We start from the raw sequence: 21,084 nt of genomic DNA, 5'->3' as shown, positions 1-21,084 counted from the left end.
AGCGGGTTACGCCAGCAGCTTGCGCAACTCTGCTTTCGCCACCTTCTCGAGTGTCGAGCGCGGCATCTCGTCGACGAAGCGGATCTCGCGCGGCACCTTGAAATCGGCGAGTCCGTGCCGGCAGGCGGCCATGACGCTGTCGTGCAGCGCGTCGGTCGCCTGCGCGGCGCCGGCCTGCGGGATGATGAACACCACCGGCACCTCGTCCAGCATCGGATGCTTCTTGCCGACCACCGCGGCCTCGCGCACGCCGGGCACGGCCACCACGATTTGCTCGATCTCCGACGCCGCGACGTTCTCGCCGCCGACCCGCAGCATGTCCTTGACGCGATCGCCGAACCTGATGAAGCCGTGCTCGAGCAGCGTGACGCGGTCCCCGGTGATGAAGTAGCCGTGCTGGTCGAAGCTCTCGGCCGTCGCCTCCTCGTTGTGCAGATACTCCTTGAACAGCGACAGGCCGGGCACGCCCAGGATCGACAGGTTACCGGTCTCGCCGGCCCGCGTCGGCGTGCCGTCGTCGTTGGTAACGCAGAGACGATATTCGGCGGCGGGCCGGCCGATCGCCATCGGCGTGTTGGGCTGGTCGACCTCGCCGATGATGCCGTGGCTGATCGTCTCGGTCATGCCCCACCAGCCGATGATCGGGATGCCGAAGCTGCGGAACGCCGGCGGATCGCCGAAGGCGGTCCCCCACATCCGGAAGGCGTGCTTCGTGGGTACCGGATGTTCGAGCAGCGCCTTCATGCAGAAGCCGATGGTCGAAAGCCAGGTGGCGTGATGCAATGTCGCGACGTCCCAGAACCGGCGGGCCGAGAAGCGCGGCTGCAGCACGCAGCTGCCGCCGACCCACAGCGTCGCCAGCACGGAATAGGCGAGCGCATTGGTGTGGAACAGCGGCAGATAGGCCATGTGGACGTCGGCCTGGTGCAAGTCCTGATGCGCCGCATTGACCTTGCCGCCCCATAGCGCGTTGGCGTGCGTCCACAACACCGCCTTCGGCCGTGACGTGGTGCCAGACGTGTATTGTACGCTGCAGGGGGCTTCCGGATCGGTGGCGCGTCGCGGCCGGTCGGCGCTGTCGGCAAACAGGGCCTCGAAACGTTCGGCCCAGGCGGGCAGGTCGATTGCCGCCGGCTCGGCGCCGGCATTGTGCGACGTCACCGCGATCCAGCGCAGGTCCTTGCAATTGGCGGCGACCGCTGCGGCATAGGACGGTTGCGTGATGGCGGCCACCGCGCCGCAGTGCCCGGCGAAGTAGTCTAGTTCGGCGGCGGCGGAGCGGGTGTTGGTGGTGACCGCGATGGCACCGAGCTCGACACAGGCGAACCAGGCGAGCATCGATTCGATGCAATTGTCGAGATGGATCAGGATGAACTCGCCGGGCCTGACGCCGCGCTTCGTGAGGCCCGCGGCAAGTGCGCCGACGCGGTCATGAAACTCGCCGTAGCTCCAGGGCCGGGCCGGGGCATCGAACGGCGCCCAGATCAGAAACGGATGGTCGCGCCGGGTCTCGGCGCGCATTCGCAGCAGCCACGGCACGTCCATGCCGGCAAACGGGCTGACGACGCCCGATGGCGATGTCGGATGGGGCATGCTTCCTCCGCTGGAAGTCCGCGATGCTCCGCTGTTGCGCGGCACGGCTTTGTTTTTCTTAGGTGCCGTTGTGCCACCCGGAGAAGCGAGGCGCAACGCGCTTTCGATACCGCCACGTCCATGCTCGCCGTACGCACCGGCCCCACCTCGTCATTGCGAGGAGCGAAGCGACGCGGCAATCCAGAAAGCCGCACGCGAAGACGGGATTGCTTCGTCGCAATGATGGGGAGGGGCCGCATTTCGCGATGAGAGCGAGCGTGATGTCCAATATCAGCCCATTTCGTACGACGAAATTTCCACCAGGCTGCCGTCCGGATCGCGGCAATAGACCGAGCGCAGCACGCCCTGCGCGCCCTGCTTGGCGACGGGGCCTTCCTCCACGGCGACGCCGCAGGCGGCGAGATGCGCGACCACCTCGTCCGGCGAGGCTGCCGTGAGAAAGCACAGGTCGTCGCTGCCGGCCGTCTGATGGTCCGCGGTGAACCATTCGAGCTTGTCGGCATCGACAGGTCGCAGATTGATCTTCTGCGCGCCGAAACTCAGCGATGTGCGCGGCGCCTTGCCGTGCCCGGGATCGAAAACCTTGACCGCCATGCCGAGCACTTGCCGGTACCACGCGGCGGAACGGACGACGTCGGTGACATTGAGCACCAGATGATCGAGCGCGGTGACGGTGACGGGCATGGGAGATCCTTTGACTGCGGGGCTGCGCCGCACTGGTCGATAGTTGAATTGCTTGGTACAAGCGAGCGTTGTCAATTCAACACAGGCTGACCGCGCGACAAGTCGCGGCAGCAGGGAGAACGCACATGGTGTCACGTCGTGCCGCGATCGGCTGGATCGCGCTGGGCTTTTCTGCATTCACCTGTATCGGAAGCGCGTCTGCGCAGGACTATCCAACCCGGCCCGTGCGCTTTGTCGTAGCCTATCCTCCCGGCGGCGCTACCGACATTCTGGCCCGGCTGATCGGGCAGAAACTCTCCGAACGTACCGGACAGACATTTGTCATCGAGAACAAGCCGGGCGCCGGCAACAATATCGGCACCGAATCCGTTGTGAATGCGGAGCCCGACGGCTACACGATCCTGCTGGTCAATCCGGCGAACTACATCAACGCCACTTTGTACAGCAAGCTCAGCTTCAACTTCCTGCGCGACATCGCGCCGGTGGCGGCGTTCCACCGCACCGCCAATGTGATGACCGTCAACAAGGACATCACGGCAAAGACCATTCCGGAATTCATCGCCTATGTGAAGGCCAATCCCGGCAAGGTGAACATGGCGTCGTCCGGCAACGGCACCTCCGTGCATCTGTCCGGCGAAATGTTCATGATGATGACCGGCGCCAAGATGCAGCACGTTCCTTATCGCGGCGCGGCGCTGGCGATCACCGATATGCTGGGCGGCCAGGTGCAGGTGATCTTCGACAACATGCCGTCGATCATCCAGCACGTCCGCTCGGGCAGCCTGCGGGCGCTGGCGGTGACCACCGCGGAGAAATCGCCGTTGCTGCCCGATGTGCCGACAATTGCCGAGAGCGTGCCGGGCTATGAAGCCAGTGCCCTGTTCGGTATGGGCGCGCCGAAGAAGACGCCGCAGGAAATCATCGCCAAGCTCAACGCTCACGTCAACGCGGTGCTGGCTGATCCGGCTGTCAAGGCGAAGCTGATTGATCTCGGCGGCGAACCGCTGATCGGACCGCCGGACGCGTTCGGCAAGATGGTCACCGCCGAAACCGAGAAGTGGGAGAAAGTCGTCAAGGCCGCCGGTTTGAAGGTGGAGTAAACCGAGCGCGGCTGGCAGCAGATTACGCCGCCGGCCGCGTCGCCAGCCAGATCACATGGCGGGCGCCGCCGCGGCTGCCGGTGGCGCGGACCTTGATCTCTTCGGTGGCAAAGCCGGCCTTCTTCAGCCGCCTGGTGAATTTGTCATTGGGGAATGACGACCACACCGCCAGAATGCCGCCGGGGCGCAGCGCCGCCCAGGCCGCTTGCAGGCCTTTGAGGTCATACAACGCATCGTTGGATTTGCGGGTCAGGCCTTCCGGGCCGTTGTCGACGTCGAGCAGGATCGCATCATAGCCGCGGCCTTCGGCGACCGCCTGCACCACGTCGGCCTCGCGGATCTCGACGCGCGGATCGGTCAGGCAGTCGCCGGTCATCTCCGCCATCGGCCCGCGCGCCCAGGCGATGATCGCCGGCACCAGCTCGACCACGGTCACCTCCGCCTGCGGTCCCAGCACCTTCAGCGCGGCGCGCAGCGTGAATCCCATGCCGAGCCCGCCGATCAGCAGCCTTGGCGCGGCCAGCGCCTTGAGGCGGAAGCAGGTCAGCGTCGCCAGCGCTTCTTCGGAGCCGAATAGCCGGCTGCTCATCAGCTCGTTCTGGCCGAGCTTGATGGTAAATTCATTGCCGCGCTGCATCAGCCGAAGCTGCACGCCGCCGCCGGGCACGTCTGCCGTGTCGAGGAGTTTCCAGGGAAGCACGGGGGTCTTTCGGAGCTGTGCGGCGCGATTCGCCGCGGCCTGCCTGCATAGCGCAAATGTCAGCCGGGTGTCTCGCGGATCACCGCGCCGCCTGGCGATGCCGATGCGTTCGGTGGTTTCGTGGAGAGGCAACGGATACGCCAGTTCCGCGTTCCGCCGCTTGCCGATCGCCTTTGCCTTCGCGCGATAGCTGAGTTACGGGTGCACGCGCTTCATTTGGTCCTTGCCGCCTCCGCCCGGCAGGGCGATGACTGCATGGCGTCGTTGACGTCCCAGAGATTCGAAAGACATCCCCGCCTTGGGTATCTGCGGACGATCCCGTCACCGGATCGTCATCCAACGCAGCGAGACATCGTACGGAAAGACAACGGGTGCCCCCATGGACTATTTCAAGCGCTTCAACTTCCTGTTCGCGATGCCGACGTTCGACGCCGACGATCTCGAGGGCGTCCGCCTGAACCAGATCGTCGCGGAAATCGAGCATTCCGGCTTCGAGGTCGTCAAGGCGCGCAAGCTGGAGGACGCCGCGATCGCGGTGCAGACCGACGCCGCGATCGGCTGCATGGTGGTGGACTGGGGTAAGAAGGGGCTGGAGGGCAAGACGGCCGCGCTGATCAATCTGATGCGCAGCCGCGGCCTCGACTTCCCGATCATCCTGCTGATCCGCCGCAAGCGCTTCGAGGACGTGCCGGTCGAGGTGCTCGACTTCATCGACGGCTACATCTTCCTGTCGGAGGAAACCCCGCCCTTCATCGCCAAGAACCTGGTCAGCCGGCTCAAGCAATATGCCGAGACGCTGAAGACGCCATTCTTCGGCGCGCTGGTGGATTATGCCGAGGAAGGCAACCAGCTATGGACCTGCCCGGGCCACAATGGCGGCGTGTTCTACAGCCGCAGCCCGATCGGCCGGGTGTTCATGGAACATCTCGGCGAAGCCGTGTTCCGCGACGACCTCGACAATTCCGTGCTCGATCTCGGCGACCTGCTGACGCATGAAGGCCCGGCGCTGCAGGCGCAGAAGGAAGCCGCGCAGATTTTCGGCGCGGAGAAGACCTATTTTGTCCTCAACGGCACCTCGACCTCCAACAAGGTGGCGCTGTCGGCGCTGGTGACCGACGGCGATCTCGTATTGTTCGACCGCAACAACCACAAGGCCGCGCTGCACGGCGCGCTGATGATCGCCGGTGGCGTGCCGATCTATGTGCCCGCGGTGCGCAACCCCTGGGGCCTGATCGGGCCGATGAACTGGGAGGCGCTCGAGGAAGACGCGCTGCGCGAGCGCATCCGCATCAATCCGCTGGTTACCGATCCCGAGGCCTGGAAGCGGCCGCGCCCGTTCCGCGTCGCCGTGGTCGAGCAGTGCACCTATGACGGCACGATCTACAGCGCCGAGATGATCATCGCGCGCATCGGCCATCTCTGCGACTATATCCTGTTCGACGAGGCGTGGGCCGGCTTCATGAAGTTCCACCCGCTTTACGCCGGCCGCTTCGCCATGGGGCTCGGCGATCTCGGCCCGGATTCGCCGGGCATCATCGCCACTCAGTCGACCCACAAGCAGCTCGCCTCGTTCTCGCAGGCCTCGCAGATCCACATGAAGGACCGCCACATCCGCGGCCAGAAGCGTCGCGTCGAGCATCGCCGCTTCAACGAGAGCTTCATGCAGCACGCCTCGACCTCGCCGTTCTATCCGCTGTTCGCATCATTGGACGTCGGCGCGCAGATGATGAAGGGCCGTTCCGGCGTCGTGTTGTGGGACGACACCATCCGGCTCGGCATCGAGCTGCGCAAGAAGATCCGCGCCGTGCGCCGCGAGTTCGAGGAAAAGGAAACCCGGCCGGAGCGGCGCTGGTTCTTCGAGCCGTTCGTGCCGGAGCGCGTCGAAATCCCGGATTCGGCGCACGAGGGCGGCGTGCACAACGTGCCGTGGGAAAGCGTCAGCACCGATCAACTCGCCAAGAACCCGACCTATTGGCAGTTGGCGCCGGATGCCGACTGGCACGGCTTCCCGGGCATGGCGGCGGGTTTCGCCATGACCGATCCGAACAAGCTGACGCTGCTGACGCCCGGCTTCGACCGGGCCACCGGCGGCTACACCGAACACGGCATCCCGGCGCCGGTGGTGGCGCAGTTCCTGCGCGAGAACCGCATCGTGCCGGAAAAGAACGATCTCAATTCGCTACTGTTTCTGCTGACGCCCGGCGTCGAGGCCAGCAAGGCCGGCACGCTGATTTCGGGCCTGGTCGCCTTCAAGAAGCTGCACGACGACAACGCGCTGCTGGAAGACGCGATTCCGGAATTTGCGAGACGTCGCCCGGCGCGTTATGCCGGCGTGCGGCTGCGCGACCTGTGCGGCGAGATGCACCGCTTCTTCCGCAATGCCGATGTCAGCGCCCTGCAGGCCAAGCAGTTCAAGTCCGAGCACCTGCCGGAGATCGCGATGTCGCCGCATGACGCCGCGCGCGTGCTGGTGCGCAACGATGTCGATTATCTGCCGATCGACGAGATCGCCGGCCGCATCGCCACCACGCCCTTCGTGGTCTATCCGCCGGGGATCGCCACCATCGTGCCCGGCGAGCGGCTCACCGCGCGGGCGCAGCCGATGCTGGATTATCTCAAGATGTTCCAGACCTGCTTCAACACCTTCCCCGGCTTCGACGTCGAAATCCAGGGCGTGTACCGCAAGGTCGATGCCAATGGGCTGATCCGGCTTTACACCTATGTGGTCAGCGAATAGCGAAACGCCCATGGATCTTCGTACCCCCGATTCCGGCCCGGCCATCGTCGTGCGGCCGTCACGCGACAGCGATGTCGAGCCGATGCTGGCGATCTATCGCCGCCATATCCGGCTCGGCATCGACGAGGGCGTCAGCGACGCCGAGATGCCGCAGGCGGACGATCTGCGCGACCGCCGCAAGAACCTGCGCAGCAAGCGCTTCCCGCATCTGGTGGCGACGCGCAACGGCGAGGTGATCGGCTACGCATATGTGGTGCTGTTCCGCAAGCGACCGGCCTATCGCTACACCGTCAAGCATTCGATCTATATCCATCACGACCATGTCGGCCACGGCATCGGCCAGGTGTTGATGCGCGAATTGATCGACGTCTGTGCTGCCGCGGGGTTTCGCCAGATGATCGGCTATATCGATTCCGACAATGCGGCGTCGCTCGGGCTGCATGACAAGTTCGGCTTCGCCAAGGTAGGGTTGCTGCCGGGCGTCGCCTGGCGGCACGGCCGCTGGGCCGACACCATCATGGTGCAGCGCTCATTGGCCACCGGCGCCACGACGGCGCCCTGAGGGTGTATCCTGTGCAGACAAATTCTTCCGAAGCCCGGCGGCGCGTTCAGGTCCATGCGCTGCATCTCGGCGACCGCATCAACACTGCGAATTTCGAAGGCGACATCGTCTCGGCCGTACCGCTGGCGGTTCGCACCGGCGAGACCGGCACTGCGGTGGTGTTTCGCTACGGCGTCGCCGTTCTGATAGGCCTGACGCCGGAGGAGGAAGCCGCCTTCCTGCTGAAGATTTCCTCCCGGGTCATCGGCCGGCCCGGCGTGGCCGAGGAAGAGCGCACCTTCGTCGAGATCGCCGCCGGCGCCGAGGACCAGGTCCCCGCCGGCGGCCCGGTGACGCTCGGCGACATGTCGCTGCCCCGCATGCTGATCGTCGCCGACGTGCTGGCCAAGAGCGTGGCGCTGGCCAGCGATGAACGCGACGTTACCCGCGTGTTCGGCGTGATCGAGCCGTTTGCGGTCGAGCTGGCGACGCGCGGCCGAACCCGCCGCAACCGCACCGAGATCTTGAAACTGATCGGCAATGCGCTGCTGGTCCAGCACCGGGTCTCGGGCCGCGTCGCGGTGACGGAAAAGCCCGATGCGCTGTGGGACCGCCCCGACCTTGAGCGACTCTATGCCCGGCTGGAAGACGAGTACGAATTGAAAGAGCGCGTCGAGACGCTCGATCGAAAGGTCGCCGTGATCGCCGAGACCGCCGAAACGCTGGCCGACATCATCGACACCAGGCGCTCGCTGCGTCTCGAACTGATCGTCGTGATTCTCATCGCAATCGAGATCGGCACCAGCTTTTACCAGATCTTCATCGCCAAGGTGCCGCACTGAGCGGCGAATGGACTTGGACGAAAGGTGAATGTGGCTGAAGGTGGTGCGGCTGCCGTGAACGTGCGGAGCGGGCTCTCGCAGAGCGATAGCGATGGCTGCAATCACTGGCGCACCCGACACGATTCGAACGTGTGACCTTTGCCTTCGGAGGGCAACGCTCTATCCAGCTGAGCTACGGGTGCATGCGTTTTCCATAGCCGATTGCCGGGACCGCCGCAACGGTCGGACCGGGCTGCACGGGTGGAAATGGGTGAAATTGGCTCCCTTGGAGAGCGCGGTGCGCTCTCTCAGGCAACGGTCACACGTTCGAATCGTGTCGGGTGAGAAGCGGGTGCCGGCTGCGCCGCGGCTGTGGCGGACATTCGGAGGGGTGAGGGCGCATGTTGCCCCTCATAGTTGTTCCGATGGGCTAGCACCGGGCGCTCAAACGGGGGGACAAGCTCAGAAACTCGGCCCAAGCCAGCCGGTTCGCATTGAACGCGATCCAGATGCCAGAATGGACTTTTGCGTTATAGCGGCCGTTTCAGGTTCGAAAGCCTTTGGAATGAGGTCGCATCTATGGCTTGTTCTGCGCCTCGCGGTTCGTAAGGCGCAGCCGCTGCGCCTTCTTGCCATTGCGGAGGCAAACCTTGGGCACCAGTCTACAGTCTTTCGCCGAGTTAACCACCGGACTGCAGACCAAGTCCGATAAGATTCGCACACTTGCTCAGTCAGGATACTCTCGCGTGGAGATCGCTGACCTGCTCGATATCCGATACCAGCATGTTCGTAACGTTTTACTTCGTGGCCGATCCTGTTGCCGAACCAGGGAGCGATTTTAGGACTTAGGATCTCAGCTGTTTAAGATCGGTCATAGGTTCGCCTTTCATCGAGTGCGAAAGCACAGCGCGTGATGGCTGCGCGCGGCGGCTGTGGCAGGCATTCCTGGGGCAATGGCACGTGAGGGCGATAAGACCAATGCGTCTCAGAAGCTAACGCCCGTTTTGACAATGCGGTCCTAAGTTTATCAAGCCTAGGTCCACAAGAGTGCGGTGAAATTTACGCTTCAGTTCGGAGGAGGACGCAAAGTAGCTTTCCCCGCAATCATCTAGCAAGCTTGCGCGGGTGGCATATACTTGATCCAGCGGAAGGCCTGCCTTTTGCAAGGCGATGGTTCCGAGAAAAGCGATATCCAGGTCCGCTGCTGGACCGGCAACAAAGTTATCCGGGATAAAATTTAAGGCCTCAATGGCATAAAATGTGCGGAACGCGCGCCGTGCATCGCTGGGTAGTTGGAGTTGCCGATCGATCTGTCCCGCCATTACGGGTTGGTGATCTCCATAGTGCACAATTAGCATTGGACGCCCGGGAAAATTCGCTTTCAGCTCGGATCTCAGCCTTTGCCAGGTCGAGGCGGTCTCCACAAGTCTTGCGTAATACTCAGCGTATCGAGCATCGGGGAGACTCGCGGCAGCAAAGGCGCGCTCCTTCTCGAATTTCCCCAGTGGCACAAGCCTCCGATTATGTGGACCGTGATTGAAGTTGGTCAGCGCATAGAGAAAACGAGGTGTTGGATCGTGAGCAATTTTTTTGGAATGCATATCTATTACTGCATCCAAAAACAATGCATCTGAATTTGTCGACTCGAAATGACTGACATCGAAAGGCGGAGGAAGGTCATCCGTGAAAATCCGTTCGTTGACCCCGATCGAACTGTAAAATTCATCGTAGTTGAGAAAACGGCGACGACAGCTTGACGCAAGACTCGTCTTGTAACCGAGCGCTGCTAGCGAATGAGGGAGGCTGCTACGAAATCGGCCAACGCCTCTCTTGAAAAGATAGTAGGCGCTTGAACCAAAGCTCGCACTTGAAAGTCCGGTCAACAGGCTGAACTCAGATTGCCATGAACCTCCACCAAAAATATCGACGTTAAGGCGTCCATGGCAACCATTTTCCGGAGAAAGGAGCGATGCGACGATAGGCTCCACCGGTAGACCAAAAATGCGAGGGTCGAATATCGATTCGTGCTGGAGGATAATAATGTCGGGAAAGTCAGTAGATCGGGCTGGCACCGGCTCCATGAGCGTCAACGGTTCATTCGCGATATCGCTGAGAGCCAATTTGCCGAACTGCCGCCAGGAACGGGGGTCGATTAGGGAGGCCATAAAGGTTGAGTAAAAGAAGCGCCGCTGAGTCATGGACTGCTGTGAAGAAGCGGCGTTGCCGCCGACCCTGAAAGCCGCTGCCAATCCAATAAGTGTGAGGCTCAATGAGAGCATTCGAAATTCGAGTGAGATGGGAGATCCGGCGGCCCAGAGCAAGACCGCCGCCGAAGCGAAAGTCAGTATGAGAGCTCCAGCCACAACGGCTAGAACTACCCGCGGATACTGCGTCACAAAGAATGGAACAGTGCCTGCAAATACCAAGGGTAAATCGGTCACGACCAGTTTGAGTGCGCTGTGATTATATTTTACGATTGATGCCCCGGTGATTGTTGCTGCCATTATGCAAGACAGCAGAACCGCTCGTTCAACATCAGCAACGATCAATAGAAACAGGACGCTGTTAATAAAGAGCGCTGCGATTGCAAACAGGAGGTGTTCTACGCTTCGTTCTGACAGCGTCATGAAACCGGTTGCTATCAACAATATCAGAGTCAGGACCATATTGTATAAGAGTCTCGATGAAAATCTAAGGAGTTCCAAAAACGCTATATCATCGATTCGGACAAAGACTGTCGCCATTTATGAAGTTTGAGAAAAACTAATCGGTTGCTCTGGGCAGCTTAGAAATCGCGTTTGGCGCTGGCGTTTGGGGCTCCCTTGGAGAGCGCGGTGCCCTCTTTCAGGCGACGGTCGCAGGTTCGGCGGCTATCGGGTGCGCCCGACAGTGTATGCCAGACGTGCCGTTGTCATGTCGGTCATCTTTAGGGGTGAGGGCGCGTGTTTGCTCCTCCTGGTTGCTTCCGTTGATGCTGCGCAGCAGCACTGTAATAAATTGACGGCGGCTATGCGATGACCGAGGTTGCGTCTCCAAACAAAAATCAGAAACGGGAGAGTGAAATGAAGCGCCGCCGGATCCTGAGCGCGCTGATCGGCGCGATAGCTGTGTCATCGGTGGCGCAGGCGGACGAGACCGCGCGTTTCGGCCCGCTGAAGGCCGATGAATTAAACCCGGCGCAGAAAGCCTGGGCCGAGATGATCGCGGCGCCGCCGCGCAATGCGAAATTCACCAATCCGCCCTATCGCGCCTACATCCGAAATCCGGAACTCGCGACACGGCTATCTGCGCTATCGGAATATCTGCGTTGGAACACATCTTTGCCGCCGCGGCTGAGCGAGTTTGCCATCATCATCACTGCGCGGCAGTGGACGGCGCAGTATGAGTGGTTTGCGCACTACCCGCTCGCGATTAAGGCCGGTCTGGATCCGAAGGTCGCCGCTGATGTTGCCGCAGGCAACCGGCCGAGCGGGATGCGAGCCGACGAGGCCGCCGTCTACGATCTCGCCACCGAACTCTACCGCGATAAAAAGGTGTCGGATGCCACATTCGGCGCGGCGCTCAAGCAGTTTGGCGAACGCGGCGTAATGGATGTGATAGGCATTATCGGTTATTACGATCTGGTCTCGATGACACTAATTACCATGCAGGCGAGCGCACCAAATGACAGCGTCGCTCCGCTGCCCGTCCTGTCAAAATGACCGTCAAATGCCTTTATTTGACCTACGATCCCTCATAGGCACGCCGTAGAAGAGGCTGTGCCTTCGCGAAGTCGTCCATCGTCTTCAAAGAAAGCGAAAGGTTGCTGCAGCGATCCCAGGCTGGTGGTGGCTAGTGCTTTCGACAGCAACTCGGGAAGTAGCCTTGCTTCGAGGTCGCCAAGGATGCCACCTGTCAGTCCGTCGAAAATGCCTATCGTTTATCCTGTCTCTGTTCAGTATTTTACTCAGGTCGACACGCTTTAAAATCGCAAGCCGCCGATCCGTTGTGTCAGGAGGTTACGCTCAAGCGGCTTTAGCTTTGCGAACTTGCACCGTCTTCGTCTTAGTTTTTCGCGTTAGAGGTTTGCCTGCTGGCTTGCCGATCGTCTTACCAGCGGGCTGCTTCGCTGTCGTTTGTTCGCCTTTAGCTTTGACCAAAGCGGCGTGATCGAGAATGGTCTGATTAGCGTATGCCATAGCAAAGGACGCGATCGCATCGTCGATCACCGCGGTCTTGCCCATATAACCAGTGATGACGGCCGGATCGCCGGAGCGCGCATGCGCGCGAGCCAGGGTGCGGCCACAAAGTTTGGCATAATCGGACAGCGCTTCCCCTTCGCTGATCTCGCTGACCCCGCCGAGCCTACGATTCTTGAGGGTGCGGATATAGAAATCGCGGCCGGAGGCTGGGTCCGTGGTATAGCCGAGGAAAATATCGCTGGCTGCCTGCATCATCTGCTGGCCTTCAACGACGCGACGACCCTGGTTGCCCTTGTAGCCGAGCTTGCTGTCGAGACGTTCGAGCACCGAATTCTGTGCCTGCTTGACCTGCAAGAATAATGGCTCACCGTCGCCGGTCATGAATAGACCCACGCAGCAGAAAGTCCCGACCGAACCAACGCCGACTGCCTTGAAGGCGAGGTCCTTCATGACGAAGCGATCCAGCAGTCGCTGCCGATCCGGGGCGAGGCTTTTGCGGTAGGCAGCGAACACATGAGCGACATCGATGCCGTGGCGGGAGCCGGCCTTCGGATCCAGATGGAAGATGGTAGGCGGCTTGTCGACGATTTTAGTTTCGGTGCCGGAGACTAGGTGCGGAAAGTTGTCGTCGCGCGATAGACCTGCGCCACGGGCCTTCTCAATGATAGCGGCGAGCTTTCGACGCAGGCCGCCATGGCCTATCACGCCGATCTCTCGCTCGAGGTCGATTCGACTATGCCAGATATCAAGCGGCGACATTCTTGCCAGCCCAGCCATGTGCCATCGATAGGCCTTGACGGTCGCGGCCGCTAGCGCGCGGGCTTGCTTGCGCGATGCGCCGCTCTGCAGTGCAGCCACCGCCGCGCTGGCCGCCAGACGCTTCAAGTCCACTGTGAAGTCGACCCCTGGAAGGGTTTCATCGAAATCGTTTACGTCGAATAGGATGTTGTCTTCGGGGGTGACGAATGCGCCAAAGTTCATCAAGTGGCTGTCGCCGCCGGCATGCACCACGATGCCGGCGATCGGCTGGCTGGCCAGGTCGCTGGCCATAACCGCTGCTGCGCCACGCAGGAATGCGAAGGGGTTGACCATCATTCGCGCAAAACGCTCCGGGACAAGTTCAGGCACCCGGTCCCTATCGCTTTCAGCGAGGATCGCCACGGCGCTGCGGGTCAGTGGTCCCTTGAGCTCGGCATGGGCCTCGCGGGGCGTCTTGCGGCGCAACGCCTTACCTTGTGCGAGTCGTTCTTTGCGATCGCTCAAAGTATTCGTCGTCAGCAGTTCCGGTTTTTTACCCATCGCCGTTCTCTTTCTGCGTCAAGTTGCCGCGGGGGGCTCCATCAAGCATCTGTAGCTTCCAGGGAACTAGCCACAAGAGCGGGGGTCGCAAAAATTGCAGTATTTCGGGATTGGGGCACGGGCGGCGCAGACCTTTTCCTATCGGGTGGAAATAGATGCCGCCGCGAGATCGGATATTCATGCCGATCGCTTTGGGATGTGTTTACAGGCCCCCCGCTGCTTCGTATCGCAGACAAGATTCAATCGCAGATTTTGAGTTATTTTTACAGCAACCCAGCCGATTTCACTGCTCCTTTTCAAGAATTCGGCTTTGTCAGCCACGGGGTTGCGGTGAGCCGGTCATTCGTCAATGCAAAGCCAAAAGATGTGGCCCGGCTGTGTCGATCAACCCGACGCAGTGCACGGTAATCGCTCGCTGCGTTCGGAAACGTTGATTTTAAATGGAAACCGAGGAGGCGAGCGACGCAGCAGGTCCAGCTTCTGAGGGCAACGCTCTATCCAGCTGAGCTACGGGTGCATGCGTTTTCCATAGCCGATTGCCGGGGCCGCCGCGACGGTTGGACCGGGCTGGCAAGCTTGGCTCGCGGCGCGCATTCGTTTCAGGCAGAGGCCACGGGTTTGCCGCCTTTAGGGCGTCAGAAGGGTTGGCTGGCAGGGCATTCGGGGGGGAACCCAACGGGCCCCGTTTGCGTATCTCTTGAAGATGCAATTTGTCGATCCCAAGCCTTGGAACCTCTCGGTCATGTTCAAGAATCATACGCGCCACTGGTGCGCGATCGTCGTGCTATTTGCGGTGAGCTCGGCGGCGGCGACGGGCGCCCGGGCGGATGATATGGACGACCGCATCGCGGCAACCCAGAACATGCCAGACGCCTTGAAGAATGGCGAGCTGGTGTTTCACGGCAATTATTGCGGCACCGGAAACCGCGCGGGATCGGATCCGATCGATGCGCTGGACGTGGCCTGCATGCGTCACGACGCCTGTACGCCCACCGGCCAGGTGCAGAGCTGCGCCTGCAACGCGCGACTGGCGAAAGAAGCCGGCGCGGTGGCGCGCGATTCCAGGCAGCCGGCCGAATTGAGGTCGCTTGCTACGCTGACAGCCACGGCGGCGACCGCCGGCATGGTGCTCTGCCTGCCGGGGCCCCTGGTCGCGGATCGCGCGCCAAAGCCCGCACCGGTTCCGCCACGGCCGATCGAGCGAGTTGATGTCCCAGCCGAGGCGCCTGCGGCAGCCGGGACGCCCGTGGCAATCGTCCCGCCTACGGCAGTCGCGACGTCTGCGGCAGTCGCGCCGCCCGCGGCAGTCGCGACGTCTGCGGCAGTCGCCCCGCCCGTGGCAGTTGCGCCGCCTGTGGCAACCGCGCCGCCGGCGGCCGTCGAGCAGTCTGCGCCGGCGCGGCTGGCGCCGCCGCTTGAACTGGTTGCGCCCGTTGCAGAAGAGCAGACGACGCCCTGAGACCCGTTTGCCGACGCAAGCCTGCGTCAGGCTTCGATCTTGACGCCCTTCCAGAACGCGACCTTGCCGGCGATCTGCTTCGCGGCGTCTTTCGGCTCAGCATAGAACCAGGCGGCGTCACGGTTCTGCTCCCCATCGACCGACAGGCTGTAATAGCCGGCCGTTCCTTTCCAGGGGCAGCTGCTCTTGTGGGCACTGGCGACCAGAAATTCCTGCCGGACGTCTTCCAGCGGGAAGTAGTGGTTACCCTCGACCAGTTCGGTGCGGTCGGATTCCGCGATTACCGATCCATTCCAGACGGCTTTGACCATTTCAGCTCCTTGGCGCAATTGCGGCACGACAAGACCGCGGATAAGGCCGCGCCGCAAGCACCTGCCGATCAACTGTTCCGGCGCTGCTCTCGGCGGAGGCGCTATTTCGCCATGTAGTCGGCGAAGGCGGCGGCGTAGTCGGGATGCCAGCGCGACAGCGCGGGGCGGTTTTCGATGACGTCGCCGGCGGCCCAGGCGATGCGGCGCTCGTCGATCGGGCGGGCGACGTCATTGTCCGGGCACAGGATGTAGAAGTCGCCGGCGTCCAGACCGGTCATCATGAAGTCGACGGTCTGCTCGGGGGTCCAGGCGGCAGCGGGCTTCTCGCTGCGGCCGTTCGCGGTCAGGCCAGTAAAGACAAAACCCGGGATCAGCAGATGCGCGCTGAGCCGGCAGCCTTCGGTGTTGCGCAACTCGTACTGCAGTGCCTCGGTGAACGCCTTCACGCCGGCCTTGGAGATGTTGTAGGCGGGATCGCCCGGCGGCGTGGTGATGCCCTGCTTGGAGCCGGTGTTGACGATCAGGCCCGGCCGGCCGCGCGCGATCATGCCGGGGACGAGCGCCTGCGTGGCGTTGATGACGCCCCACAGATTGACGCCCAGCACCTTTTCCCAATTCCCCCGCGGTCCGAAGATGGCGCTGCCGGGCTGAATGCCGGCATTATTCATCAGCACATCGACGCCGCCGAAGCGGTCGGCGACGGTCAAAGCCAGTTGCTGCATCTCTTCAAGGCGGCTGACATCGGCCTCGACGGCCAGCACGGCGTCCGCCCCCGATGGCGAAGCCGCCGCGAGTTGCGCTTCCGCGGCCGCCAGCCTGTCTCGTCCGAGATCGACGATGCAGGTCTTCAGGCCGGCCTTGGCGAAACGCGTTGCCGCGGCCAGGCCGATGCCGGCACCGCCGCCGGTTACGAGCGCGACGGAACCGGGCGCCAGAGTATCGAGATTCATGGAGTGTCCTTCAGAGTCGGGAGGTCACGCCGGCACGATCACCTTTCCGATCGGCCACAGCGCGATGCCTGCGAGTTTCAGATGCGCCCAGGCGAACGGGATGCCGACGATGGTCACGGCCAGCGCGACCGCGGTGAGGAGATGGCCGATCGCCAGCCACCAGCCGGCCAGCATGAACCAGATCATATTGCCAATCAGGCCGAGCGGGCCGGTGCCGAGGTCGCGCTGGCCGGTGACGAGTTCCCGCGACACCGCGCGCTGGCCGAACGGCAGCAGCGTATAGGCCGCGATGTTGAACGCCGCCCGTGCCCACGGCAGGCCGATGATGGTGATGGCCATCAGCACCGCGGCCAGCAGCCACGCTGCGGCCATCCACAGGCCGCCGAACACGATCCATAGAATGTTGAGGAGCAGCGGGACGATCGGCATGGCAATGTTTCCATAGGTCAATGACGAAACCTATGTAGGGCGTCACCGCCGTCTTTGCGAGTACGAATGCGCCGTCAATATCCCCGGCCGCCGCCGGCGCGCGTATAGGCCGGTCGCGCCTCTTCTGTCGCGCGGGTGGCCAGCGCGTTGCGCACTTCGGTGCTGTGGCGCGCCTGCGGCTGCAGCTCCTCGAGGAAGATCGGCTTGGAGAAATAATAGCCCTGCGCGTAACGGATCCTTGTCGCGCCCTGCAGATAAGTGAGCTCCTCGTGGGTCTCGACGCCCTCCGCAATCACCGTCATGCCGAGCGCCTCGCTGAGCGACTCGATCGCGCGCAGAATGCCCTGGCTGCGCGGCCGCTTGTGGATGTCGGTGATGAAGGAGCGGTCGATCTTGATTTCGTCGGCGGTGATGTCAGCCAGTGCGGACAGCGACGAATAGCCGACGCCGAAATCGTCGATCGAGATACCGACGCCGAGTTTTCGGAACATCGGCAGGATGTCCTGCTGGAATTCCGACTTGGCGACAAAGGCGTCCTCGGTCACCTCGACCATGAAGCGGGTTGGGCAGCCGGTGTCCTCGATCGCACGGGCGAAGGCCGTCATGAATTCCGCATTGCCGGCCTGCTTGGCGGCGACGTTGATGCTGATGGTGGCGCCGGCGCCGAACGTCTCGTCGATCAGGTCGATCGACTTCATGATTTCTGCCAGCACCAGATGGGTCAATTCGTCGATCAGCCCGAGCTCGACCGCGAGGTTGATGAAGGTGCCGGGCGCCTGGATCACGCCGTTGTCGTCGCGCAGCCGCACCAGGGCTTCGATGCCCTTGATCTCGTGGCTGCGGATATCGACCTTGGGCTGGAACGCGCAGCAGAACCGTTTGTCGATGATCGCCAGCCGCAGCGCCTGCTCGGTCGCCATCCGTGCCAGCGCTTCGCTCTCCATGCTGGAATCGAAGAACACGGCGGCGCCCTTGGTCTGGTTCTTGACCTTGTACATCGCGATGTCGGCGTTCTGGCCGAGTATGCCGTAGCTGTGGCCATGCTCGGGATACAGGCTGACGCCGATCGACGCCGAGGCGAACACCTCAGAGCCGTCGATGAAGAACGGCGCGCGCAGCCGCTGCAGCAGCAGGTCGAGATATTCGGCGACCTCCTGCTGGTTCTGGACCGGATGCAGCAGCAGCAGGAATTCATCGCCGGAGATCCGCGACAGCATGTCGGACTGGCGCAGGTCCAGGCTGAGTCGCTTGGCGAATTCGACCAGCAGCGAATCGCCGATCGGGTGGCCGTAATAGTCGTTGATATGCTTGAAATTATCGATGTCGAGAAAGGCCAGGGCGAAACGATCGGCGGCATCGTTGCGCGCGATGATGTCGCCGGCATGCTTCTCGATCACCCGACGCGTCGGCAGGTCGGTGAGTTCGTCGTAATAGGCCCGGCGAAACAGTTCGTCCGCGAGGGCCTTCTGCCGGCTGATGTCGCTGGCGCTCGACAGCAGCAGCGCCTGGTCGCCGATATTGACCGGGCGGTGGCTGGTAAGAAAGACACGATTGGCGACGCCGTCGCTGACGCGTTCCTCGAACGTCGCGCAGCGGCCGGACTGCAGCAGGTCGAGCGCGGTCTCGCGGCGGTGGTTGAGTGCCTGCGTCAGGAAATCGGATGGCGGCGTCATGCTGCCGAAATCCTCCGGCGGCGCGCTGAACTGCGCGGCGGCGGCGTCGTTCACCAGCAGGAAGTCGCCGTTGCGGTCCTGCACCGTCACCGCAGCCGGCAGCAGGCGAACGATCTCGCGCAGCATCGCGAGTTCGTTGCCGGCCGCAAAGCCGGTCAGGCCTTGATCGAGGGCAGCATCATGGCCCCCGTCCGGCGGGTTGGGGCTGATCGGAGCTGAGGAACCTGCATTCTGCATGGGAGCAACCCTCGCAAATGCCATTGTCATTTTGGTTAAATCGATACCGAAAACGGTGCTCGCGTAGTCGTAAACGTCGGATATCAACGATGCCGACAAGTTGTGATTAACAATGCGTTAAGCGCCGCCGGTCTTCCAGAGATGATCGGACCCGGGACGGGCAAGATCTGCGGCTCGGCTTTGTTGGGGGGGCGGGCGCGCACCCAGTGCGGAGAATAATGCGTTCGGCTGCGTTCGATCTTTGAAAGGAACCGGGTGTTGGCCCGGCCACGAACAGGACACCTGTCGCTATTTTTCCGGGCTACTCGACACCCTGTCCGGCCGCCACCATCCTCCTGCAAGCCGCATCGCCCTTGAACCCTGCGGCGAGTTCCCCACGCGCAGGATTTCCGGCATGAGCGATTCTTCCAAAGCCAACGTCCTCTGGTTCCTGCCGACCCATGGCGACGGCCACTATCTTGGCACGTCGGTGGGCGCGCGCGAGGTCAACTTCAACTATCTGCGCCAGGTTGCCCAGGCCGCCGACCAACTCGGCTATTTCGGCGTGCTGCTGCCGACCGGGCGGTCCTGCGAGGATTCCTGGGTGGTCGCCTCGGCCGTGGCACCCTGGACCGAGCGGCTCCGCTACCTCGTCGCCGTGCGCCCCGGCCTGCAGTCGCCGAGCGTCGCAGCACGGATGACCGCGACGCTCGATCGCGTGACTAACGGGCGTCTCCTGATCAACGTCGTCACCGGCGGAGATCCGGTCGAGAATGCCGGCGACGGCATTTTCCTGGATCATGACGAGCGCTATGCGGTGACCCGCGAGTTTCTGGGCGTCTATAGCGACCTGCTCGCCGGCAAGACGGTCAATGTCGAAGGCAAGCACATCCGCATCGAGGACGGCCGCCTGATCTTCCCGCCGCTGCAGTCGCCGCGCCCGCCGCTCTATTTCGGCGGCTCGTCGGACGCCGGCATCGATGTCGCGGTCGATCTGGTCGAAAAATATCTGACCTGGGGCGAGCCGCCGGCCGCCGTCGCCGACAAGGTGGCGCGGGTCAAGGCCGCTGCTGCCAAGCGCGGGCGCCAGTTGTCGTTCGGCATCCGGCTGCATGTTGTGGTGCGCGAGACCTCCGAGGCCGCGTGGAAGGCCGCCGACGACCTCATTCAATATGTCACCGACGAAACCATCGCCGCCGCTCAGAAGACGCTGGCGCGGCAGGACTCGGTTGGCCAGAAGCGCATGGCGCAATTGCATGGCGGGCGCCGCGACAAGCTCGAAATTTCGCCGAACCTGTGGGCTGGTGTCGGCCTGGTGCGCGGCGGCGCCGGCACCGCTTTGGTCGGCAGCCCGCAGGAAGTGGCAGCCCGGATCAAGGAATATCAGGACGTCGGCGTCGATACCTTCATCATGTCCGGCTACCCGCATCTCGAGGAAGCCTATCGCTTCGCCGAACTCGTCTTCCCGCTGTTGTCGCTGCAGTCCCACGACAATGTCACGCCGCTGCGTACCCGCACGGGTCCGATCGGTGAAACCATCGCCAACGAGCATCGTCCGCTCGCCAAGCAGGCCTGATCATCATGAGTCTCGTTGACGTTCTTCCCCGCGCGCGCAGCTTTCGCGTCCCCAGCCTCAGCGGCCTGACGCAGTGGATCGTGCCGCTGGTCATTCTGGCCGGCTGGCAGATCGCCTGCGTCGCCGGCTTTGTCCCGGCGCGCGTGATGCCGGCGCCGAGCGATGTCGCGTTCGCCGGTTGGAAACTGGCGGTATCCGGCGAACTGGCTGTGAATATCTGGGTTTCGTTCTGGCGCGCTTCGGTCGGTTTTCTGATCGGCGGAAGCATCGGCTTCGCCTTCGGCCTCGCCAACGGTCTGTCGGAGTTGAGCAGCAAGCTCACCGACACCACGCTGCAGATGGTGCGCAACGTGCCGCATCTGGCGCTGATCCCGCTGGTGATCCTGTGGTTCGGCATCGACGAGTCGGCAAAACTGTTTCTGGTCGCGCTCGGCGTGTTCTTCCCGATCTATCTCAACACGCTGCACGGCATCCGCACCGTCGATCCGCAGCTTATCGAGATGGGCCGCATCTACGGCATGAGCAATGGCGAGCTGTTCCGCCGCGTGATCTTCCCGGGCGCGCTGCCGTCGATCTTCGTCGGCGTTCGCTTCGCGCTCGGCATCATGTGGCTGACCCTGATCGTGGCGGAAACCATCGCGGCGTCGTCGGGCCTTGGCTACATGGCGATGCAGGCCCGCGAGTTCATGCAGATCGACGTCGTCGTGCTCAGCATCCTGATCTACGCGCTCTTGGGCAAGGTCGCCGACAGCGCATCGCGCGTGTTGGAACGGCTGACGCTGTCCTGGCATCCCGCCTTCCAGAAATAGCTGGT

General features: G+C 62.6%; 17 protein-coding genes and 1 tRNA gene. 8 read left to right on the top strand and 10 right to left on the bottom strand.

The features are described from left to right. Positions 1-6: 6 nt before the first annotated feature. Both FIU28_RS26195 and FIU28_RS26190 read right to left on the bottom strand, forming a co-directional pair. Positions 7-1,593 carry an AMP-binding protein gene (locus tag FIU28_RS26195; protein WP_143575953.1) on the bottom strand — a complete coding sequence of 529 codons (1,587 nt, stop codon included), beginning with the start codon at positions 1,591-1,593 and terminating at the stop codon, positions 7-9. 270 nt (positions 1,594-1,863) lie between these two features. After that, on the bottom strand, positions 1,864-2,277 hold the full coding sequence (locus FIU28_RS26190) for a VOC family protein (RefSeq protein WP_143575952.1): 414 nt from the start codon (positions 2,275-2,277) through the stop codon (positions 1,864-1,866). 125 nt (positions 2,278-2,402) lie between these two features. Between FIU28_RS26190 and FIU28_RS26185 the strand changes: the two genes are divergently transcribed. Further along, entirely contained in the window at positions 2,403-3,377 is a 975-nt protein-coding gene (locus tag FIU28_RS26185; protein WP_143575951.1) for a Bug family tripartite tricarboxylate transporter substrate binding protein, read from the top strand. Positions 3,378-3,399: 22 nt separating this feature from the next. Here the strand turns inward: FIU28_RS26185 and FIU28_RS26180 are convergent, their stop codons facing one another. Continuing rightward, a complete protein-coding gene (locus FIU28_RS26180) occupies positions 3,400-4,077 on the bottom strand; it encodes a spermidine synthase (RefSeq protein WP_143575950.1) in 678 nt (225 codons plus the stop codon). A gap of 379 nt (positions 4,078-4,456) precedes the next feature. On the opposite strand from FIU28_RS26180, the gene FIU28_RS26175 reads away from it, so the two are divergent. Genes FIU28_RS26175 through FIU28_RS26165 form a run of 3 tightly spaced genes read left to right on the top strand, consistent with a single transcriptional unit; the run spans position 4,457 to position 8,197 of the window. Then, positions 4,457-6,814 (top strand): Orn/Lys/Arg decarboxylase N-terminal domain-containing protein, encoded by a 2,358-nt coding sequence (locus FIU28_RS26175; RefSeq protein ID WP_143575949.1) that lies wholly within the window; start codon positions 4,457-4,459, stop codon positions 6,812-6,814. Positions 6,815-6,824: 10 nt separating this feature from the next. Further along, positions 6,825-7,376: a GNAT family N-acetyltransferase gene (locus tag FIU28_RS26170; protein WP_143575948.1), complete on the top strand. Its 552-nt coding sequence runs from the start codon at positions 6,825-6,827 to the stop codon at positions 7,374-7,376. 11 nt (positions 7,377-7,387) lie between these two features. After that, on the top strand, positions 7,388-8,197 hold the full coding sequence (locus FIU28_RS26165; protein WP_143575947.1) for an RMD1 family protein: 810 nt from the start codon (positions 7,388-7,390) through the stop codon (positions 8,195-8,197). A gap of 105 nt (positions 8,198-8,302) precedes the next feature. On the opposite strand, the gene FIU28_RS26160 is transcribed toward FIU28_RS26165, so the two are convergent. Together FIU28_RS26160 and FIU28_RS26155 are read right to left on the bottom strand one after the other, a co-directional pair. Next, positions 8,303-8,379: transfer RNA gene (locus FIU28_RS26160), tRNA-Arg, on the bottom strand. A 789-nt stretch (positions 8,380-9,168) separates the two neighbouring features. After that, positions 9,169-10,842: a sulfatase-like hydrolase/transferase gene (locus tag FIU28_RS26155; RefSeq protein ID WP_168203052.1), complete on the bottom strand. Its 1,674-nt coding sequence runs from the start codon at positions 10,840-10,842 to the stop codon at positions 9,169-9,171. 348 nt (positions 10,843-11,190) lie between these two features. Between FIU28_RS26155 and FIU28_RS26150 the strand changes: the two genes are divergently transcribed. Further along, positions 11,191-11,877 carry a carboxymuconolactone decarboxylase family protein gene (locus FIU28_RS26150; protein WP_246660824.1) on the top strand — a complete coding sequence of 229 codons (687 nt, stop codon included), beginning with the start codon at positions 11,191-11,193 and terminating at the stop codon, positions 11,875-11,877. Positions 11,878-12,180: 303 nt separating this feature from the next. Here FIU28_RS26150 and FIU28_RS26145 read toward each other — a convergent pair whose 3' ends face one another. Further along, entirely contained in the window at positions 12,181-13,656 is a 1,476-nt protein-coding gene (locus FIU28_RS26145; protein WP_143575945.1) for a DUF2252 domain-containing protein, read from the bottom strand. Between the two features lie 703 nt (positions 13,657-14,359). On the opposite strand from FIU28_RS26145, the gene FIU28_RS27480 reads away from it, so the two are divergent. Further along, entirely contained in the window at positions 14,360-15,115 is a 756-nt protein-coding gene (locus tag FIU28_RS27480) for a hypothetical protein (RefSeq protein WP_210245599.1), read from the top strand. A 26-nt stretch (positions 15,116-15,141) separates the two neighbouring features. On the opposite strand, the gene FIU28_RS26135 is transcribed toward FIU28_RS27480, so the two are convergent. The 4 genes from FIU28_RS26135 to FIU28_RS26120 form a co-directional block, all read right to left on the bottom strand. Then, positions 15,142-15,426, bottom strand: coding sequence for a DUF427 domain-containing protein (locus FIU28_RS26135; RefSeq protein ID WP_143575944.1), 285 nt, complete (start codon positions 15,424-15,426; stop codon positions 15,142-15,144). A gap of 101 nt (positions 15,427-15,527) precedes the next feature. Then, positions 15,528-16,376 (bottom strand): SDR family NAD(P)-dependent oxidoreductase, encoded by an 849-nt coding sequence (locus FIU28_RS26130; protein WP_143575943.1) that lies wholly within the window; start codon positions 16,374-16,376, stop codon positions 15,528-15,530. 24 nt (positions 16,377-16,400) lie between these two features. Beyond that, the gene (locus FIU28_RS26125) at positions 16,401-16,805 is read right to left on the bottom strand and encodes a YccF domain-containing protein (RefSeq protein WP_143575942.1); all 405 of its coding nucleotides are present in this window, start codon (positions 16,803-16,805) and stop codon (positions 16,401-16,403) included. Between the two features lie 74 nt (positions 16,806-16,879). After that, complete coding sequence (locus FIU28_RS26120; protein WP_246661049.1) at positions 16,880-18,604, bottom strand: putative bifunctional diguanylate cyclase/phosphodiesterase; 1,725 nt, start codon at positions 18,602-18,604, stop codon at positions 16,880-16,882. Positions 18,605-19,109: 505 nt separating this feature from the next. Between FIU28_RS26120 and ssuD the strand changes: the two genes are divergently transcribed. Continuing rightward, on the top strand, positions 19,110-20,270 hold the full coding sequence (gene ssuD / locus FIU28_RS26115; protein WP_143575940.1) for an FMNH2-dependent alkanesulfonate monooxygenase: 1,161 nt from the start codon (positions 19,110-19,112) through the stop codon (positions 20,268-20,270). Between the two features lie 5 nt (positions 20,271-20,275). After that, positions 20,276-21,079, top strand: coding sequence for an ABC transporter permease subunit (locus tag FIU28_RS26110; RefSeq protein ID WP_143575939.1), 804 nt, complete (start codon positions 20,276-20,278; stop codon positions 21,077-21,079). Positions 21,080-21,084: the final 5 nt, after the last annotated feature.

The sequence above is a fragment of the Tardiphaga sp. vice154 genome, from assembly GCF_007018645.1.
Taxonomy (GTDB): domain Bacteria; phylum Pseudomonadota; class Alphaproteobacteria; order Rhizobiales; family Xanthobacteraceae; genus Tardiphaga.
Note: the sequence above shows the minus strand (reverse complement) of the source record. Positions and strands in the feature narration are given on the sequence as shown.

What these genes read in the sequence shown, in the direction of transcription:
- FIU28_RS26110 (WP_143575939.1), top strand. Translation starts at nt 20,276, where the DNA reads ATGAGTCTCGTTGACGTTCTTCCCCGCGCGCGCAGCTTTCGCGTCCCC.
- FIU28_RS26125 (WP_143575942.1), bottom strand. Translation starts at nt 16,805, where the DNA reads ATGCCGATCGTCCCGCTGCTCCTCAACATTCTATGGATCGTGTTCGGC.
- FIU28_RS26175 (WP_143575949.1), top strand. Translation starts at nt 4,457, where the DNA reads ATGGACTATTTCAAGCGCTTCAACTTCCTGTTCGCGATGCCGACGTTC.
- ssuD (WP_143575940.1), top strand. Translation starts at nt 19,110, where the DNA reads ATGAGCGATTCTTCCAAAGCCAACGTCCTCTGGTTCCTGCCGACCCAT.
- FIU28_RS26130 (WP_143575943.1), bottom strand. Translation starts at nt 16,376, where the DNA reads ATGAATCTCGATACTCTGGCGCCCGGTTCCGTCGCGCTCGTAACCGGC.
- FIU28_RS26135 (WP_143575944.1), bottom strand. Translation starts at nt 15,426, where the DNA reads ATGGTCAAAGCCGTCTGGAATGGATCGGTAATCGCGGAATCCGACCGC.
- FIU28_RS26185 (WP_143575951.1), top strand. Translation starts at nt 2,403, where the DNA reads ATGGTGTCACGTCGTGCCGCGATCGGCTGGATCGCGCTGGGCTTTTCT.
- FIU28_RS26190 (WP_143575952.1), bottom strand. Translation starts at nt 2,277, where the DNA reads ATGCCCGTCACCGTCACCGCGCTCGATCATCTGGTGCTCAATGTCACC.
- FIU28_RS26170 (WP_143575948.1), top strand. Translation starts at nt 6,825, where the DNA reads ATGGATCTTCGTACCCCCGATTCCGGCCCGGCCATCGTCGTGCGGCCG.
- FIU28_RS26195 (WP_143575953.1), bottom strand. Translation starts at nt 1,593, where the DNA reads ATGCCCCATCCGACATCGCCATCGGGCGTCGTCAGCCCGTTTGCCGGC.
- FIU28_RS27480 (WP_210245599.1), top strand. Translation starts at nt 14,360, where the DNA reads ATGCAATTTGTCGATCCCAAGCCTTGGAACCTCTCGGTCATGTTCAAG.
- FIU28_RS26120 (WP_246661049.1), bottom strand. Translation starts at nt 18,604, where the DNA reads ATGCTGCGCGAGATCGTTCGCCTGCTGCCGGCTGCGGTGACGGTGCAG.
- FIU28_RS26145 (WP_143575945.1), bottom strand. Translation starts at nt 13,656, where the DNA reads ATGGGTAAAAAACCGGAACTGCTGACGACGAATACTTTGAGCGATCGC.
- FIU28_RS26150 (WP_246660824.1), top strand. Translation starts at nt 11,191, where the DNA reads ATGACCGAGGTTGCGTCTCCAAACAAAAATCAGAAACGGGAGAGTGAA.
- FIU28_RS26155 (WP_168203052.1), bottom strand. Translation starts at nt 10,842, where the DNA reads ATGGTCCTGACTCTGATATTGTTGATAGCAACCGGTTTCATGACGCTG.